The sequence below is a fragment of the Brevundimonas sp. KH_060 genome (assembly GCF_057838275.1).
On the sequence record NZ_CM174463.1, the window covers coordinates 3421236 to 3437403 of the forward strand.

Annotated in this window: 17 protein-coding genes; 6 read left to right on the forward strand and 11 right to left on the reverse strand. The window is 68.8% G+C overall.

Annotated elements, in window-relative coordinates:
* The first annotated feature begins 39 nt into the window (after window positions 1–39).
* Complete coding sequence (gene greA / locus AC3IPP_RS16935) at window positions 40–522, forward strand: transcription elongation factor GreA (protein ID WP_489149788.1); 483 nt, start codon at window positions 40–42, stop codon at window positions 520–522.
* A 12-nt stretch (window positions 523–534) separates the two neighbouring features.
* On the opposite strand, the gene AC3IPP_RS16940 is transcribed toward greA, so the two are convergent.
* On the reverse strand, window positions 535–2175 hold the full coding sequence (locus AC3IPP_RS16940; RefSeq protein WP_489149789.1) for a leucyl aminopeptidase: 1641 nt from the start codon (window positions 2173–2175) through the stop codon (window positions 535–537).
* A gap of 391 nt (window positions 2176–2566) precedes the next feature.
* Between AC3IPP_RS16940 and AC3IPP_RS16945 the strand changes: the two genes are divergently transcribed.
* Complete coding sequence (locus tag AC3IPP_RS16945; protein WP_489149790.1) at window positions 2567–3508, forward strand: LysR substrate-binding domain-containing protein; 942 nt, start codon at window positions 2567–2569, stop codon at window positions 3506–3508.
* Here the strand turns inward: AC3IPP_RS16945 and AC3IPP_RS16950 are convergent.
* From AC3IPP_RS16950 to groES, 3 genes are all read right to left on the reverse strand, one after another.
* The gene (locus AC3IPP_RS16950; RefSeq protein ID WP_489149791.1) at window positions 3505–4107 is read right to left on the reverse strand and encodes a hypothetical protein; all 603 of its coding nucleotides are present in this window, start codon (window positions 4105–4107) and stop codon (window positions 3505–3507) included. The genes AC3IPP_RS16945 and AC3IPP_RS16950 overlap by 4 nt on opposite strands.
* A gap of 72 nt (window positions 4108–4179) precedes the next feature.
* Window positions 4180–5826, reverse strand: a complete 1647-nt coding sequence (gene groL, locus AC3IPP_RS16955) for a chaperonin GroEL (protein WP_087141854.1) — start codon at window positions 5824–5826, stop codon at window positions 4180–4182.
* A 109-nt stretch (window positions 5827–5935) separates the two neighbouring features.
* Entirely contained in the window at window positions 5936–6223 is a 288-nt protein-coding gene (gene groES / locus AC3IPP_RS16960; protein WP_003166488.1) for a co-chaperone GroES, read from the reverse strand.
* Window positions 6224–6462: 239 nt separating this feature from the next.
* On the opposite strand from groES, the gene AC3IPP_RS16965 reads away from it, so the two are divergent.
* On the forward strand, window positions 6463–6936 hold the full coding sequence (locus tag AC3IPP_RS16965) for a YMGG-like glycine zipper-containing protein (protein ID WP_087141853.1): 474 nt from the start codon (window positions 6463–6465) through the stop codon (window positions 6934–6936).
* Between the two features lie 59 nt (window positions 6937–6995).
* Here the strand turns inward: AC3IPP_RS16965 and AC3IPP_RS16970 are convergent, their stop codons facing one another.
* The 3 genes from AC3IPP_RS16970 to pgi all read right to left on the reverse strand — a co-directional run bounded on the left by AC3IPP_RS16970 (window position 6996) and on the right by pgi (window position 9544).
* The gene (locus AC3IPP_RS16970; RefSeq protein ID WP_489149792.1) at window positions 6996–7463 is read right to left on the reverse strand and encodes an ion channel; all 468 of its coding nucleotides are present in this window, start codon (window positions 7461–7463) and stop codon (window positions 6996–6998) included.
* Between the two features lie 90 nt (window positions 7464–7553).
* Window positions 7554–7943 carry a DUF4260 domain-containing protein gene (locus AC3IPP_RS16975; RefSeq protein ID WP_489149793.1) on the reverse strand — a complete coding sequence of 130 codons (390 nt, stop codon included), beginning with the start codon at window positions 7941–7943 and terminating at the stop codon, window positions 7554–7556.
* Window positions 7940–9544, reverse strand: coding sequence for a glucose-6-phosphate isomerase (gene pgi, locus AC3IPP_RS16980; RefSeq protein ID WP_489149794.1), 1605 nt, complete (start codon window positions 9542–9544; stop codon window positions 7940–7942). Before pgi ends, AC3IPP_RS16975 begins: the two co-directional genes overlap by 4 nt.
* A gap of 150 nt (window positions 9545–9694) precedes the next feature.
* Between pgi and AC3IPP_RS16985 the strand changes: the two genes are divergently transcribed.
* Window positions 9695–10171 carry a hypothetical protein gene (locus tag AC3IPP_RS16985; protein WP_087141850.1) on the forward strand — a complete coding sequence of 159 codons (477 nt, stop codon included), beginning with the start codon at window positions 9695–9697 and terminating at the stop codon, window positions 10169–10171.
* Between the two features lie 84 nt (window positions 10172–10255).
* Here the strand turns inward: AC3IPP_RS16985 and AC3IPP_RS16990 are convergent, their stop codons facing one another.
* From AC3IPP_RS16990 to AC3IPP_RS17005, 4 genes are all read right to left on the reverse strand, one after another.
* The gene (locus AC3IPP_RS16990; protein ID WP_087141849.1) at window positions 10256–10930 is read right to left on the reverse strand and encodes a thioredoxin family protein; all 675 of its coding nucleotides are present in this window, start codon (window positions 10928–10930) and stop codon (window positions 10256–10258) included.
* A 23-nt stretch (window positions 10931–10953) separates the two neighbouring features.
* A complete protein-coding gene (locus tag AC3IPP_RS16995) occupies window positions 10954–13167 on the reverse strand; it encodes a protein-disulfide reductase DsbD family protein (protein WP_489149795.1) in 2214 nt (737 codons plus the stop codon).
* A gap of 105 nt (window positions 13168–13272) precedes the next feature.
* The gene (locus tag AC3IPP_RS17000; protein WP_087141848.1) at window positions 13273–13728 is read right to left on the reverse strand and encodes an OmpA family protein; all 456 of its coding nucleotides are present in this window, start codon (window positions 13726–13728) and stop codon (window positions 13273–13275) included.
* A gap of 126 nt (window positions 13729–13854) precedes the next feature.
* A complete protein-coding gene (locus AC3IPP_RS17005; protein WP_087141870.1) occupies window positions 13855–14208 on the reverse strand; it encodes a YMGG-like glycine zipper-containing protein in 354 nt (117 codons plus the stop codon).
* 154 nt (window positions 14209–14362) lie between these two features.
* On the opposite strand from AC3IPP_RS17005, the gene AC3IPP_RS17010 reads away from it, so the two are divergent.
* A complete protein-coding gene (locus tag AC3IPP_RS17010) occupies window positions 14363–15328 on the forward strand; it encodes a diacylglycerol/lipid kinase family protein (RefSeq protein ID WP_087141847.1) in 966 nt (321 codons plus the stop codon).
* Window positions 15328–16116, forward strand: a complete 789-nt coding sequence (locus AC3IPP_RS17015; protein ID WP_489149796.1) for a metallophosphoesterase family protein — start codon at window positions 15328–15330, stop codon at window positions 16114–16116. The genes AC3IPP_RS17010 and AC3IPP_RS17015 overlap by 1 nt, the downstream gene beginning before the upstream one ends.
* Window positions 16117–16168 lie beyond the last annotated feature (52 nt).

Consider the following 16168-nt stretch of genomic DNA (forward strand, 5'->3'; position numbering starts at 1 on the left):
TCCTAGCCGGAATGACCGCCGCGGCCTATGCTGGCGGACATGAGCGTCGCCTTTACACGGGAAGAAGATCTGGAAGCCACGGCGGCGGACCTGCCGGACCGGCCGATCTCGCCCCATCCCAACCTCGTCACGCCGCAGGGGCTGGCCCAGATCGAGGCTGAGCTGGCGGCCGCGCGCGCGGCCTATACGGCGGCGCAGGCGGCAGGTTCGATCGAGGCTGACCGCACGGCCATGGCGCGGGCGACGCGCGACCTGCGCTACTGGTCCGCGCGCCGTGGCACGGCCCAGCTGGTCGAGGCGCCGCCGGACGGCAAGGTGCGTTTCGGCGACACGGTGACGATCGAGCGCGAGGACGGGCGCACCCAGTCCTGGCGCATCGTCGGCGAGGACGAGGCCGACCCGACCAAGGGCAGCGTCAGCCACGTCTCGCCCCTGGCCCGCGCCCTGATGGGCAAACGCAAAGGGGATGAGGCGACGGTCGCGGGCCAGTCGGTCGAGATCGTCGCCATCAAGGAAGGCTGAGAGGGGACGGCCTCAATAGCCGCCCGTGCCCTTTTCCTTGGCCACCGGCTGGAAGTCGCGCACGAAGCGTTCCAGCAGGCGCACGCTGTAGCCCGCCGACCCGGCCGGTTTTACGTCGTTGGCTGCGCCAAAGGCCATGTTGGCGATGTCCAGATGCGCCCAGGGCGTCTCCGGGCGAGCGAAATAACCGATGAAATGGGCGCCCGTGCCTGCGCCCGCGCCGCCGTCGCCCGAGTTCTTGATGTCGGCGATGGTCGAGGCGGTGGCCCGCACATAGGAGGGGTGCAGCGGCAGGCGCCACAGCGTCTCGCCCGTGGCGTCGCCTGCGGTTTTCAACTGATCAGCCAGGGCGTCGTGACGGCTGAACAGGCCCGCATAGTCATTGCCCAGCGCGCCGCCGACCGAGCCGGTCAGGGTGGCCACGTCGACGATGGCGGCGGGGTTCAGCGTCGTGTCGGCCCAGACCACGGCGTCGGCCAGCACCAGGCGGCCTTCCGCGTCGGTCGAGATGATTTCGATGGTCTTGCCGTTCATGGCGGTCAGCACATCGGCCGGGCGGATGGCGTTCCCGTCGGGCATGTTTTCAGCCAGGGCAGCGACGGCGACCACATCCACGGGCGCGCCGGACTTGGCCAGGGCCAGGACCGCGCCGACGACGCTGGCGGCGCCGGACATGTCCATCTTCATATTGCCCATGTTGGCGCCCGGCTTGATCGAGATGCCGCCGGAATCGAAGGTGATGCCCTTGCCCAACAGGGCGATCGGGCCGTCGCTGGGCGCGCCCTGGCCGCGATAGCGCACGGCCAGCAGGCGCGGCGGGCGGCTGGAGCCCTGGCCGACGCCCAGCAGGGCGCCCATGCCCAGGCGTTGCATGGCGGGTACGTCCAGCTCGGTGATCTCGACCCCCGGCGCGCCGGCGAAGGCGGCGCGGGCGCGCTCGACGAAGCTTTCCGGATAGATGACGTTGGCCGGTTCGTTGGACACGTCGCGGGTCCAGGCCATGGCCTCGATCAGGGCGGCGCCGCGACGGTGATGCGCCTGGGCGCCGGCCGCGTCATCGGCCACCACGGTCAGGGCGCCGGGCGCTGGGCGGTCACGGCCGGTGGTGAGGTAGAGATCCGAGCGATAGTGGCCGATGCCCAGACCTGTCGCCAGTTCCGAGGCCAGATCCGCCGACAGGCCCGAGGTCAGTGCCGTCAGGGCGCCGGGCTGGCTGTTCAGCGCGCGGCCCGCGACGATGCCCGCCGTCTGCACGTCGGCGGCCTTGGGCGCCTCGCCCAGGCCGACGACCAGGATGCGGTCCCAGCCGCCGACGCCGTGCAGGCTCAGGGTCTGGCGCGCCTTGTAGTCGAAGCGGGCGGCGGTCAGGGCTGAGGCGATCGCCTGGCGCGTCGCGGCGTCCAGGGCGGCGCTGCGCGCGGCCAATTCAGCCTCCGACGCTAGCGGTAGAACCAGGGCGCCCGATGGTGCGGCCGAGGCGGCGAAGGTCACGGCGCGCGTCTGTGCGGGGGCGGGGCGAGCGGGCCAGTCGGAACGCTCTGCGGCAGGCGCGGCGCGGCGCGATTGCGCCTCGGCCGGAACAGCGACGCTCAGACCGGCGGCGGCGATCAGCGCGGCTGCGGCGAAGGACGGAATACGGGTGGTGCGGCGCATCGATCAGGGCCCCCTCTGTGACGATGAAGGCGCCTTTATGGGCGGGGGCGTGACGCGGGGGCAACTGCTCCGCTGAGGGAAGAACGCCGGGCGCGACGCCTTGTCGCGCTTGGCGCGCGCTTTGGAGCCGCGCCCGGCGCAGCGGCAGCCGTCAGCAGGCCGCCCGGCGCGGGGGCGTCGGGCAGGGTCGGGCCCTGCGGCGGACATCGCCGGTTTCGCGGCGAGAAAGTCGGCGGGCGTCGAACAGGGCGCCGATCCAACCCCACGCGGGTTCCTTATGAGTGCGGTAGATGTGCTCCATGACTTCGTCCTCCTTTCTGAGAGGTGCAGGATGGCGCATGGTGGCGCGCGTCACAAACGAGACGACGGCGTTCATCCATAAGGTTGGCTTATGTCCGATCCTCTTTCCCGCATCCCGGTCGACGCCCTTCGCGTGTTCGAGACGGCGGCGCGCCTGCTCAGCTTCACGCGCGCGGCCGAGGTTCTGGGCATGAGCCAGGCGGCGGTCAGCTGGCGTATTCGCGACCTGGAGCAACGGTTGGAGCGGCCCTTGTTCACACGGGGCACGCGGCAGGTGAGCCTGACCCCCGAGGGCGAGCGTCTGGCCACGGCGGCGACCGAGGCGATGACCCTGCTGCGTCGGGCGGTGGCCGAGGTGATCGAGACCGACCAGGGCGTGTTGGCCGTCACCACGCTCCAGACCCTGGCGACCCAGTGGCTGGCGACGCGTCTGGGGACGTTTCAATTGGCCAATCCCGACCTGGCCGTGCGGGTGGACACCAGCCCCGGCCTGTCTAGCCTGGGCGCGGATGGGCTGGACGTGGCGCTGCGCTTCGGTTCGGGCCGCTGGCCGGGGCTGGAAAGCCGTTTTCTGATGCCCGCCGTCTTCACGCCCGTCTGCACGCCGGCCATGCGCGACCGGCTGGAGCTGAAGACGCCTGCGGACTTGAAGCGCGCTCATCTGGTCGGAGAGCCGGAGGAGTGGGCCGCCTGGTTCGCCGCCGCCGGTGTGGTGCCCGCCGACGCCGCCCCGCCGCCGCGCCTGACCGCCGACAATCAGGCGATGGAGGTGGCGGCGGCGCTGGGCGATCAGGGCGTGGCCCTCGGCTCGCCCATCCTCTACGGCCGCGAGATCGAGCGCGGCCTGCTGGTGCGGCCGTTCAACGAGACCGTTGCCTTGGCCGAGGGCTATTGGCTCTGCTATCCGCCCGGCCGCCGCCTGACTCCCAAGATCGCCCGCTTCCGCGACTGGGTGCTGGACACGGCCCGGACCGACCCGGCAGTGGTCGAAGGCGCGCGCTTGGCGGGGCGTGAGGTGGGAGAGATGGGTTAGGCCTTTAGGCGCAGCATTGTTTCGGCGGCCAGGCGTCCAATTTCCGCAACGGCGATACGCGCTTGGCCCAATTCCTCTTCATTCGTATGGTGGCGAATTGAGGGATGCTCGAGTAGCCAAAGCGAGACTGAAGACGCTACCGTCAATGGTTCGATTAGCCAGACTATCTCGAGGCTGTGAGTTCCGGGTTTAGGATGTTCAATCGTATGTCGGGCCGTCTGCAATCGAGTGATCAAGTCGGCATCCTTCGATGCGAGTAGGAGTGGATCACCGCCGAAATTCTTAACAAGGCCGGTGCCTTGTGCGCTTTGAAGCAGTGCATCCATTTCTTGGACCCGATCGCCGGGGTAATCGCCTTTGGCTGCATCGTTTGAAGTCATCCACATCAGATGTTTGGCTGCCAGTTTCTGCCCAAACGCGCCAATAGCGACGGGGCCAGCAAGCGACGCGACGAGAGCAGAATAGAGCGCCAGGTGGCAAGCACGAACGGCCTGCACCAACTCACCCGCATCGTGCTTTGCTCGTTCGAGGGCTGCGGCGCAGACTTCCAATTGAGCGATAGTTTGGATGCGAGGATCAATGCGGACGTAGTGTGCCATGCCTTCGCATAGCAAAACCCCCGACCGTTTCCGATCGGGGGTTCCGCAGTCTTAAGGTTGGTCAGCTTGGACTTAGAAGTCCATGCCGCCCATGCCGCCCATGCCGCCCATGTCGGGGGCGCCGCCGGCGCCGCCCTTCTTGGGCGCGTCAGCGATGGCGGCTTCCGTGGTGATCATGATGCCGGCGACCGAGGCGGCCGACTTCAGAGCTGAACGGACAACCTTGGCCGGATCGATCACGCCCATCTGGACGAGGTCGCCGTACTCTTCGGTCTGGGCGTTGAAGCCGAACGAGGCGTCGGTCGATTCCATGACCTTGCCGACCACGATCGAGCCTTCGACGCCCGAGTTTTCCGAGATCTGACGGATCGGAGCCTGCAGGGCGCGGCGCACGATGTTGATGCCGGCGTTCTGATCGGCGTTGACGCCCTTCAGATCGATCAGCTTCTTGGAGGCTTGCAGCAGGGCCACGCCGCCGCCCGGGACGATGCCTTCATCGGCAGCGGCGCGGGTTGCGTTCAGGGCGTCGTCGACGCGGTCCTTCTTTTCCTTCACTTCGACTTCGGTCGAGCCGCCGACGCGCAGGACGGCGACGCCGCCGGCCAGCTTGGCCAGACGCTCTTGCAGCTTTTCCTTGTCGTAGTCCGAGGTGGTGTCCTCGATCTGACGCTTGATCTGGGCCACGCGGGCTTCGATGCCGTCCTTCTCGCCCGAACCTTCGACGATGGTGGTGTCGTCCTTGGTGATCTGGACCTTCTTGGCCTTGCCCAGCATGTCGAGCGTGACCGTTTCAAGCTTGATGCCCAGGTCTTCCGAGATGACCTGGCCGCCCGTCAGGATGGCGATGTCTTCCAGCATGGCCTTGCGGCGGTCGCCGAAGCCCGGAGCCTTGACGGCGGCGACGCGCAGGCCGCCGCGCAGTTTGTTGACCACCAGGGTGGCCAGGGCTTCGCCTTCGATGTCCTCGGCGATGATCAGCAGGGGACGGCCCGACTGAACCACGGCTTCCAGCACCGGCAGCATCGGCTGCAGCGAGGTCAGCTTCTTCTCGTGGAGCAGGATGAGCGGCTCTTCGAGGGAGACCTCCATCTTGTCCGGGTTGGTGATGAAGTAGGGCGACAGGTAGCCGCGGTCGAACTGCATGCCTTCGACGATGTCGACCGTGGTTTCGGCCGTCTTGGCTTCTTCGACCGTGATGACGCCTTCGTTGCCGACCTTGGCCATGGCCAGGGCGATCAGCTCGCCGATTTCAGCGTCGCCGTTGGCCGAGATGGTGCCGACCTGGGCGATTTCCGAGTTGTTGGAGACCGGCTTGGAGATGGTCTTCACTTCGTCCAGGGCCACGGCGACGGCCTGATCGATGCCGCGCTTCAGGTCCATCGGGTTCATGCCGGCGGCGACGGCCTTCAGGCCCTCTTGCACGATGGCCTGAGCCAGAACGGTGGCGGTGGTGGTGCCGTCGCCCGCGTTGTCGTTCGCCTTGGAGGCGACTTCGCGGATCATCTGGGCGCCCATGTTCTCGAAGGCGTCTTCCAGCTCGATCTCTTTGGCGACCGAGACGCCGTCCTTGGTCGAGCGCGGGGCGCCGAACGACTTCTGGATCACGACGTTGCGGCCCTTCGGACCCAGGGTCACCTTGACGGCGTCAGCCAGGACGTTGACGCCCTTCAGCATCTTGTCGCGGGCGTCGGTGTTGAATTTTACGATTTTAGCGGCCATGCGGGCAGCTCCTATCTATAAGATTTTAAATCAGAAACCGGAAACCAGAGGCGGCTGTCAGTGCCGCGAATATCTGAGCCCGTCCGCGAAGCGGCCGGACCGATTTCGCTTAGGACAGCACGCCCAGGACGTCGGATTCCTTCATGATGATCAGGTCTTCACCGTCGATCTTCACTTCGCTGCCCGACCACTTGCCGAACAGGACGCGGTCGCCGGCCTTCAGTTCCAGGGCGACGAACTTGCCGTCTTCGTCACGGACGCCGGGGCCCACGGCGACGACTTCGCCTTCCTGGGGCTTTTCCTTGGCCGTGTCGGGGATGATGATCCCGCCCTTGGTCTTGGATTCTTCTTCAACGCGCTTGACCAGCACGCGGTCGCCGAGCGGACGAAACGCCATCTGAGTAACTCCCGTTAGGATGTTGGTTCCAGCCCTCGGAGCCCGCGACTTTGGCAGTCGCCCTCCCCGAGTGCTAACGACCGGGGAGTTAGGCAGGGGGAGGGGGGGCGTCAAGGGCGACGGCGCCCGAAATCCGGTCTCAAGATGAAGCGAAAATGAACGCCCGCCGCCGAGGTCGTTCAGACAGGCGCCGCTAAAAGGGGGACAACGGATCAACCGGCTTTCGAAAGGAGCCCGCCATGAAGACCCTGACCAAGATCGGCGTGGGCGCTATCGCCTTGACGATGCTGGCTTCGACCCCGGCCGCCGCTCAGCACTATCGCGACCGCGATCGCGACAACACCGGTCGTGACGCGGTCCTGGGCGCCGTGGTCGGCGGCGTCGCCGGGGCTTTGATCGGTCAAGGCGACGGACGCTATGTCGCGGGCGGCGCCCTGGCGGGCGCAGCCTTGGGCGCGGCGTCGTCCTCGAACAACGACGACTGCGGCTATCGCCGTGGCGGCCGCTGCTATCGGAACCAGGGCCACTGGGAACGCGAGCACGGCATCAACAGCCGCGACGGCTATTACAACGGCCGTTACGAGCGGGGCGACGACCGCTATTATCGGGACGGCCGCTATTGGCGGAACCATGGCGAATGGCGCAGCCATCAGAACCGTCGCGATCGTGGTCGTGATCGTGATCGCGACTATCGATACGACCGCCGCTGGTAGGCGGAGGGTAAGATGAGAAAGGCTCGGCTGCATGGCTGGGCCTTTTTTCATGGGCGGGCCTACTCGAAGCCGCTGTTTCGCTCGGCGCTCGGCAGCAGCCGTCCCATGACGGCGACGAAGAAGGCCACCGTCCAGCCCAGCAGGATGGCGCCGTTGATGCCTTCGATCGCGCCCAGCAGCTTCCACTCCGGGTCGATGGAGGCGTCGCCGTAGCCGATGGAGCTGTAGCTGATGGACGAGAAATAGACTGCCTCGCGCAGGTCTGGCACGGCGCCCAGCAGGTAGAAGAGGGCGGCGTAGCTCCAGATCTCCAGCCCGTGAATGAAGAAGAGGCCCAGCACCAGCGTCACCGTATAGAGGGCGCCGCGCGTGGACAGGGGGTTGAGGCGGATCGCCGTGGGGGGCGGACTTTCCCGCGATTCCAGGGCCGCCAGCACGCGACCCAGACAGAGCAACCCGATCGCGTGTGCTCCCACGGTCAGCAGCACCATGGCGGTGGCGACCGTCAACTCCAGCAACATGTCCATGGCCGCCTCGCCGTCTGTTGTGCCGCCATGCCTTAGCACCGACCCCCTGTGGCGAGGAACCTCCGGCCGGGCGGCTGCGCAGCATCGATCCTAGCGATCAGCTTGCGCCGCGCGCCTGGCGGGGCCGATCAGGCCCAGGTGGGTGAGGCCGAAGGCGTCCGGCGACTTGAGCCCATAGCCGAGCGCGCGATCGAATCCGATGTGCGCCAGCCAGATCAGGCTGAGAGCGGTCGCCAAGGGCGCGGCGACGAGCAGGCTCGCCCCCGCCAGCGCCAACGGCCCGATCAGACTGTGCGCCAGATTATAGGTCCATGCGCCCACGCGCGGACCGGCCAGGTAGCCGGCGAATGAGAGGTCGGGGGCCAGGAAGAGAACGGCGAACATCGCCCAGCCCTGGCCAAGGCGGGCATAGGCCAGGGCGGCGAGGGCGAGCAAGGCCAGACCCTCCAGCCGCTGCCAGGCCGGGGCGACGACGATCACGTCGTCAGTCGCCGCAGAAGATCCGCCGTGGAGGGGTCGAGATCCTCTGAAGGCGTTCCCGTGGCGGCGTCCTTCAGCAAGGCCTTGGCCAGAACCTTGCCCAGCTCAACGCCCCACTGGTCGAAGCTGTTGATGTCCCACAGCACGCCCTCGACGAAGGTCTTGTGCTCATAGAGGGCGATCAGGGCGCCGAGGGTCTGAGGCGTCAGCCGCTCCATCAGAATGGCGGTCGACGGCCGGTTGCCGGGGAAGGCCTTATGCGGCGCCAGGCGGTCGGCTTCCGCTTCTGAGGCGCCCGAAGCGATGAGTTCAGCGCGAGCTTGGGTCTCTGTCTTGCCCAGCATTAAGGCTTGCCCCTGAGCCAGGGCGTTGGCCCACAGATAGGTCGAGGGCGTTTTATCGCAGGTGCGGCCCACGATGATGAACTCGACCGGAACGACCTGCGGCCCCTGGTGCAACTGCTGGAAGAAGGCGTGCTGACCGTTGGCGCCGGGCTCGCCGAAGATGACAGGGCAGGTCTGGCGGCCGACGGGCGATCCGTCGCGGCGCACCTGCTTGCCGTTCGATTCCATTTCGAGCTGCTGCAGGAAGGCGGGCAGGCGGCGCAGGTCGTGGGCGTAGGGAGCGACGGTGCGCGCTGGGCGGTGCAGGCCGTTGACGTTGTAGATTTCGGCCAGGGCCAGCATCACCGGCGCGTTCCTCTCCAGCGGGGCCCCGAGGAAGTGGCGGTCCAGGGCGGCGGCGCCGTCGAGGAAGCCCTGGAACGCGTCCCAGCCCAGGCCGATGACGCAGGACAGGCTGACCGCTGACCACAGGGAATAGCGTCCGCCGACCCAGTCCCGGAATGCAAAGGCGCGGCCGCAGCCGAAGGCCGCCGCCTTGTCCGGAGCGGCGGTGACGCCGATGAAGTGTTTCGTCATTCCTTCAGCCGGAAGGGCGGCGGCCAGCCAGGCCTTGGCGGCCTGGGCGTTCAGCAGGGTCTCCTGGGTGGTGAAGCTCTTGGAGACGACGATCACCAGGGTGGTTTCAGGATCCAGCCCGATCAAGGCCTCGGCCATGTCGCGCGGATCGATGTTGGCGACGAACCGCAGGTCGATAGCCGGATCGAGCGGGCGCAGGGCGTCCCAGATCAGGCGCGGTCCCAGATCGGAACCGCCGATGCCGATATGGAGCACCGTCTTGAAGGGGCGTCCGCTGGCGCCTGTTTCATTCCCGGACCGCAAAGCTTCGGCATAGGCCTTCATTTCGGCGCGCACGGCCTCGACTTCGGCCGAGACGGGCTCGCCCAGGGCGCGGAAGTCGGCGCCGTTTGGCGCACGCAGGGCCGGGTGCAGCACAGCACGATCTTCGGTCAGGTTGACCGCCTCGCCGTTGAACAGGGCCGCGCGACGGCCTTCGACGTCGCGGACGCGGGCCAGAGCCAGCGCCGCATCCAGGCCCGCCTGGGTCCAGCTCTGCTTGGACAGGTCGATGTGCAGGCCCGCCGCATCTAGGGTCAGCCGCGCCAGCCGGTGGGGGTCGGCCGTGAATTGATCCTGGATTCGGGCGTCCGCGTCCCGGCGGGCGGCGGCCTCGAGTTCGGCCCAGGCGGCGTGCGGCATCGTCGTCTCCCCATGGCGGTCCCGGCTTTTGGCCCGGCGCTTGCAAGCTCTGGTTTACGGCTCAGGCCGTGAAGAGTTCAATCCAAGACTGGGTCAACAAGGATTTCCTGGTGGAAGTCCGCCGTTCCGGTCCCCTGTGAAAGGCACGCCATGTCCTGCGGAATAGCGCTCGCTGTCGCCCTGATGCTGGCTGATCCCGCCGTCGCCGAAGCCGCCGCCTTGCCGCCGGTCGCGCCCGCCGCTCCGGTCTCTGTGGCCCAGGAGCCCCTGTTCGCCGATCTGGTGGCCCGCTCGGGCGCCCTGAAGACGATCGTCGACGGCTGGATGACTTCGGGCGAGGCGGACAAGGCCGGCTTCTTCTCCGGCGCGGCCTATGCGGCGTTCAAGACCCAGGCGACGGATCTGGCCCAGCGCGACATGCAGGGCCATCTGATCCTCAAGGAACGCGGCACGGACAACGATCTGAAGTGCATCCTGCGCGGCATTTCGGAGGACATTCCGGTCAAGGTCGCAGCGCTGGAAAGCGCCTCCGACACGGCCGCACGCAAGCTGGCCCTCGACGAGCTGTCCTATCTGTTGAACGACAACGTCGAGGTCATCACCTCGCCGCCGCAACCCGAGGCCTAGCCTCGACTTGAGGCTTGGTTGCTGGGGCCTGCCGCGCTTCGTGCGACTTGAGGCCCGACTGCAGGGCGGCCGGAAAGGCCGTCCTCAGCCCTCGACGGTCTCGGGGTATTTGATGGCGCAGCCGTAGGGCGCGGCATAGGCGGTCTGCACCGCGCGGCCGGCCTTGGCGTCGGCCAGGGCGGCGCGAACGAAGTTGTTGGCCCCGTCCAGGTCTTCCACCTTGTTGGTCGGCCGGTCGTCGATGCCGCCGACGAAGATCAGCCGCCCCTCCGGATCTATGATGCGCATGTCGGGCGTGGTCTTGGCGTCGTAGCGCTTGCCGACCTCGCCGGTCGGGTCGAGCAGCAGGTGGGTGAAGGCGGCCTGGTGCTTGGCCTTCCAGGCTTGCGCCTCGTCGCCCTCGACAAAGCCTTGGGTTCCCGGCGCTGAGGAGATGATGGTCAGCCAGACCACGCCGTCGGCGGTCGCCTCGCGCTGCAGGGCCTGCATGGCGCCGGTGTAGTGCTTCTTCACGAAGGGACAGCCTTCGTTGGTCCACTCCAGCACGACCGTCTTGCCGCGGAAATCGGCCAGGGATCGCTGCTGTCCCTCGGCGTCGACCAGGGTGAAGGCCGGGGCGGTTTCGCCGGGGGCGGGCGCTTCGGTCGCTTCGGGCGCGACGGCGGCGGTTTCGGACCGTTCGGGCGATGCGGCGGGTTGTTGCTGGCAGGCGGCGAGCAGCAGAAGCGAGGCGGAGGCGGCGGTCAACAGGCGGAACATGGCGGTCTCCTTGGGGTGATGGATCAGCGGGCGGCGGCGTCCTTCAGGGCGCCGATGACGACGCCTTCGGTCAAGAGTTGAGGCAGGATGCGCGGTTGGGACTGGCCGGGCGTATAGACGAGGTAGAGGGGCACGCCCGAGCGGCCGTGGCGTTGCAGTTCGGCGGTGATGGCGTCGTCGCGTCGCGTCCAGTCGCCGACCAGATAGACGGCGTTCGCCTGTTCCAGCGCCTCAGCCGTGCGAGCCGACGACAGGGCCGTGCTTTCGTTCACCTTGCAGGTCACGCACCAGTCGGCGGTGAAGTTGACCAGGACCGGACGTCCCTCGGCCAGGGCGGCCTTCACCGCCTGTTCGGACCAGGGCTGGGACGGCAAATGGGTCGAAGCGCCAGCGCCGTTCGAGGCGGCGGGCGCGGCGCGCCCCGCCAGGACGCCGAAGCCCAGCGCCGCGATCAGGGCCAGCAGGGCGGCGGCGCCCGCGACCCGGCCTTTTCCGGGCGCGGCGGCCTGAGACCGACCGTAGAGCCACAGCGCCAGGGCCAACATCAGCCCGGCCCCGAACAACAGCGCCAGGGCGTCGGCGGTCTGGCGACCATAGACCCAGGCCAGCCACAGGGCGGCGCCGTACATGGGGAAGGCCAGCAGATTGCGTAAGCTCTCCATCCACGGGCCGGGCTTGGGCAGGCGGGCCAGCAGGCGCGGATTGAGGCTGATCAGCACATAGGGCAGGGCCAGGCCCAACCCCAGCATCAGGAAGACCGCCAGGGCCATCGGCCAGGGCATGAACAGGGCGGCGCCCAGTGCAAAGGCCATGAAGGGAGCGGTGCAGGGCGCGGCGACGATCACCGCCAGCACCCCGGTGAAGAAGGCGCCCGCCGCGCCGGGCAGACGCGACAGCGGACCGTGTCCGGCGCCTTGCAGGCCTGCGCCGACATGGAAGACGCCCGACAGGTTCAGCGCCACCGCCAGCATCAGCAGGGCCAGGGCGGCGACCACGCCCGGCGACTGCAGCTGGAAGCCCCAGCCCAGAATCTGACCGCCTGCGCGCAGGGCCAGAAGCGCGCCCGCCAGCAGCAGGAAGGTCGCCAGCACTCCGGCCAGGAAGGCCAGGCCGTCGCGGCGCGCCTCGGCCGGTTCATGGGCGGCGCGGCTGAGCGAAGCGGCCTTCATCGCCAGGATGGGGAAGACGCAGGGCATCAGGTTCAGGATCAGCCCGCCCAGCAGGGCGAACAGCGCCGCCTTGGCGAAGTCGGACAGCCCAGTGGCGGCGGCCGTGGTCTGAGCACCCTCGCCGTCGCCGATCGCGCCCTCGCCCGCGACCCCGGTCAGAGCCGCGCCCGGTTCGGCGATGATCTCCCAGGCGCCCAGATCGGTGGACAGGACGCCGCTGATCGGTCCCAGCAGCCCCTTGGTCGTCAGGCCGCGTCCGGCGGCGGCGCTTACGGTCAGCCCCTGCGGGCCGCGCTCGCCCGACTGGGCGGCGGCGTGGTCGATCACCCCGCCCTCGAACGGATAGAAATAGGCCCATTTCGGCGCGGCCCCGGCCAACGGTCCGCCGCTGGCCGTCAGGGTCAGCTTGCCGTCAACGAGGGCGGCGCGGGCGTCGATCCCGGCGGGACGGGGGGCGCCGGCGACCACCGCCTGCACCGCCTGGCCGAAGCGGGCGTCCAGCGGCGCGGCGCCGTCGCGCACAGGCAGGTCCAGCGCCAGATCGAGGTCTTCGGGCACGCACATCTCGTCGCTGCAGACGTAGAAGTGGGCGGTGACGCGCAGGGGCAGGCTGCGCCCCGGCGGCGCGTCGGCCGGAATCTCGATCGGCACGGGCAGGAAGACCGTGTCCGAATAGCCGTAGTTCATCAGGCTTTGCAGCCGTTGACGCTCGGGCAGGGGCCACAGGATGTCGCCGGGCGTTACGTCGCCCGGCAAGGACCAGGTCAGGGTCGTCGGGCCGCCGGAGTCGCCCTGGTTGCGCCAATAGGTGTGCCAGCCGGGCTGGATCTTCTGGCGGATGGCGACGACGGCGGTGGAGCCGGGCGTGGCCCAGGCGCCCATGGCGACCAGTTCGGCCTCGATGCGTTCGGTGCGTTGGGGGCCCGGCGCGGCGGCGCCCTTGGCGGCGGGGGCGGCTCCGGCGGCCAGAGCCTCGCGCAGGGCGGCCTCGGTCGAGGGCGCAGAGGCGAACGCCGTCGCCGGAAGGGCGAGGGCGAACCAGGTCAGTAGAAGAAGCAGGATGCGCAAGGGCGACGCCGGGTACAGGGTCAGGGAAAGGCGCGACTTTAGACCCTCAAGCCTCGCCTATCCACGGCCCGCGACGGCGGGCCGCAGTTCAGCCGCCTGGGGCCGTCAGCGCGGGGCGACGACCTCGATCAGCACCTCGGTGCGGCGCCGCAGGGGATCGTTGACGCCGCCGACCACGGCGCCTTGGGCGCCGGCGGCTTCGATGTCGAAGGCCGGAGCGGGCAGGCCGGCGCCGGCCAGGGCCTCGGCCACGGCGCGGGCGCGCTGCTCGGAAATGGACTGGTTGGCGGCGGCCGTGCCGCTGCGGGCGTCGGCCAGGCCCGTCACCTTGACGTGCTTGATCTGGCAGCCCTGAAGCTGGGTCGCGGTCATGCCGATGGCCTGGCGCGCGGCGTCGGTCAGGGTGGCGCGGTCGGGCACGAAATAGACCTCGAACCGCTTGTCGGCGCAGGCGGACGGGTCGCTGACCAGATCGCTGCGCTTCTTATATCCGCTCGTGGCGGCGCACCCGGCCACGACCAGGCCGGCGGTCAGCAGAACGACGACGGAAACAAGCTTCATGTCAGGCCCCTCGCGCGCGCCGTGCGGCGTGCGCGCCCTCCAGCAAAAAGGGCGACCCGCGCCATGCGGATCGCCCTTTCAGATTGTCCCGAAAACGCTTCGGGCGCCAGAGGCTAGAAGCCTAGATCAATAACGGCGTTGGCCGTTCTCCCAGTAGCACTCGCTCTGACGGTTGTCGTAGCAGTAGTAGTAGCGACCTTGGTTGTCGCGGTAGCGCTGCTGGTTGTTGCGGTCCTGGTTCGAGCCGCGGATGGCCCCGGCCGCGCCGCCTGCCAGCGCGCCGATGGCGGCGCCCGTGGCTGCGTTGCCGCCGCCGACGTTGTTGCCGATGATCGCGCCGGCCACGGCGCCCAGACCCGCGCCGACGGCGCCCTGACGGACGGCCTGGCTCGAGCCGGCGCCGCCGCCGTAATACGGGTCGCTGGCGCAGGCGGTCACCAGAAGACCGGCGCCGGCGATGGCGAGAATCGCCTTGTTCATGGTTCTGTCCTTCATCCCTTAGGGGGCACCCCTGAAGCTTCGATAACGCAGTCGGAACGGGGCGGTTCCGAGGCAAAACGCCGCAAGCTTCACTTTATTTTTCGCCGGTTGTCGCAGGGGCGGAACTGGCCGGTCGCGCAGGCGTTCGCCGCCCATGATCGACGCCCCGAATTTCCTGAGCGCCCTGGCCGCCGCCCCTTCGTCGCATGACGCCGCCGAGGAGCTTCGCCCCCTGACCGGCGAGGTCCGACTGGAGCGGGTCATCATCCTGGTCAACCCCTTGTCGGGCGGCGTCGGCCCACAGGCGGCCGACGAAGCCGCCGCCCTGCTGGCCGTCTATCCGCTGCAGGCCGAGGTGGTGGTGCTGGAGGGGGCGCGCATCCCGGATCAGATCGGCGAGGCTCTGGCGGCGCGGCCGGACGCCCTGTTCATCCTGGCGGGCGACGGGACGGCGCGCGCGGTCGCTGCTCGCGCCGGGCCGGAAGGGCCGCTGATCGCTCCCTTGCCCGGCGGCACCATGAACATGCTGCCCAAGGCCCTGTACGGCACGGCGGACTGGAAGGCGGCGCTTCGGCTGGCGCTTGAGGAGGGCGCGCCCCAGTGCGTGTCCGGCGGCGAGGTCGAGGGCGAGGCCTTCTATTGCGCCGCCATCCTGGGCTCGCCCGCCCTGTGGGCCCCGGCGCGCGAGGCCATTCGCGAAGGCAAGCTGAAGATGGCCTGGACCTATGGCCGCCGGGCGCTGAAAAAGGCCTTCTCGGGCCGGGTGCGCTATGCGCTGGACGGCGGCGAGCGGGAAAAGGCCGAGGCTCTGGTGCTGATCAGCCCGCTGATCTCCAAGGCCATGGTCAAGTGCGACGGGTTGGAGGCGGCGGCCATGAACACCGCCGATGCGGCCCAGGCCTTCCGTCTGGCCGCCCACGCCCTGTTCGACGACTGGCGCCAGGATCCGACCGTCACCACCCGCGGCGCGCGCAAGATCGAGGTGGAGGCCCGTTCGCGCATTCCCGCCGTGATCGACGGCGAGCCGATGCTGCTGGGCCGCGCAACGGCGGTGAAGTTCGTGCCGCGCGCCTTCATGGCCCTGGCGCCCAAGCCTCCGGCGGGCGAGGACAGCGTCTAGTGGGTCTGGTCCTCCAGTTCTCGGACGTTCATTTCGGATGCGAGCATGAACATGCGGTGGCGGCGGCGGCCGACTACGCCCACGCCGCCGGGGCTGACCTGATCCTGATCACCGGCGACATCACCCAGAGGGGCTATCCGCGCGAGTTTGCGGCGGCGGGCGACTGGATCCGCGCTCTGCCCGAGCCGGTCTTCGTCACCGTCGGCAATCATGACGTGCCCTATTGGGATGTGATGGCGCGGCTGTTCTGGCCCTGGCGGGCGTTCGAGCGGGCGACCGGCCATCCGGCCCATGACCATGAGTTCCGCACGGACCGGCTGATGGTGCGGGGCGTGACGACGGCGCGCGGCTGGCAGGCTCGGCCCAACTGGTCGAAGGGCGTCATCGATCTGGATCAGACGCGCCGCGCGGCCGAGGCCCTGCGTCAGGCGCCGGCCGGGGCCTTGCGCGTGCTGGCCTGTCATCATCCGCTCATCGAGATGATCGGCGCCCCCATGACCGGCGAGGTCAAGCGCGGCGAACGGGCCGCCCTCATCTTCGCCGAGGCGGGCGTTGATCTGATCGTCACCGGCCACGTCCATGTGCCTTTCGCCCTGCCGATCGGGGTTGGGGATCGCTGCTCCTACGCGGTCGGCTGCGGGACGCTGTCGCATCGTGAGCGCGGGGCGCCGCCCAGCTTCAACCGCATCGAATGGGACGCCGAGACGGTGACCGTCTCAGCCGTGGCCTGGGACGGTCGGGGTTTCGCGGATCACCAGACCTGGCGGCTTCCGCGCCGCCGCGCCTGACGGTTTCAATCATGAAAAAGGGCCGCGACGATATCGTCGCGGCCCTGATTTC

Excerpts from the sequence above, each read along its gene's own strand:
- greA (WP_489149788.1), top strand. The coding sequence starts at position 40 with ATGAGCGTCGCCTTTACACGGGAAGAAGATCTGGAAGCCACGGCGGCG.
- AC3IPP_RS16940 (WP_489149789.1), bottom strand. The coding sequence starts at position 2,175 with ATGCGCCGCACCACCCGTATTCCGTCCTTCGCCGCAGCCGCGCTGATC.
- AC3IPP_RS16945 (WP_489149790.1), top strand. The coding sequence starts at position 2,567 with ATGTCCGATCCTCTTTCCCGCATCCCGGTCGACGCCCTTCGCGTGTTC.
- AC3IPP_RS16950 (WP_489149791.1), bottom strand. The coding sequence starts at position 4,107 with ATGGCACACTACGTCCGCATTGATCCTCGCATCCAAACTATCGCTCAA.
- groL (WP_087141854.1), bottom strand. The coding sequence starts at position 5,826 with ATGGCCGCTAAAATCGTAAAATTCAACACCGACGCCCGCGACAAGATG.
- groES (WP_003166488.1), bottom strand. The coding sequence starts at position 6,223 with ATGGCGTTTCGTCCGCTCGGCGACCGCGTGCTGGTCAAGCGCGTTGAA.
- AC3IPP_RS16965 (WP_087141853.1), top strand. The coding sequence starts at position 6,463 with ATGAAGACCCTGACCAAGATCGGCGTGGGCGCTATCGCCTTGACGATG.
- AC3IPP_RS16970 (WP_489149792.1), bottom strand. The coding sequence starts at position 7,463 with ATGGACATGTTGCTGGAGTTGACGGTCGCCACCGCCATGGTGCTGCTG.
- pgi (WP_489149794.1), bottom strand. The coding sequence starts at position 9,544 with ATGCCGCACGCCGCCTGGGCCGAACTCGAGGCCGCCGCCCGCCGGGAC.
- AC3IPP_RS16985 (WP_087141850.1), top strand. The coding sequence starts at position 9,695 with ATGTCCTGCGGAATAGCGCTCGCTGTCGCCCTGATGCTGGCTGATCCC.
- AC3IPP_RS16990 (WP_087141849.1), bottom strand. The coding sequence starts at position 10,930 with ATGTTCCGCCTGTTGACCGCCGCCTCCGCCTCGCTTCTGCTGCTCGCC.
- AC3IPP_RS17000 (WP_087141848.1), bottom strand. The coding sequence starts at position 13,728 with ATGAAGCTTGTTTCCGTCGTCGTTCTGCTGACCGCCGGCCTGGTCGTG.
- AC3IPP_RS17005 (WP_087141870.1), bottom strand. The coding sequence starts at position 14,208 with ATGAACAAGGCGATTCTCGCCATCGCCGGCGCCGGTCTTCTGGTGACC.
- AC3IPP_RS17010 (WP_087141847.1), top strand. The coding sequence starts at position 14,363 with ATGATCGACGCCCCGAATTTCCTGAGCGCCCTGGCCGCCGCCCCTTCG.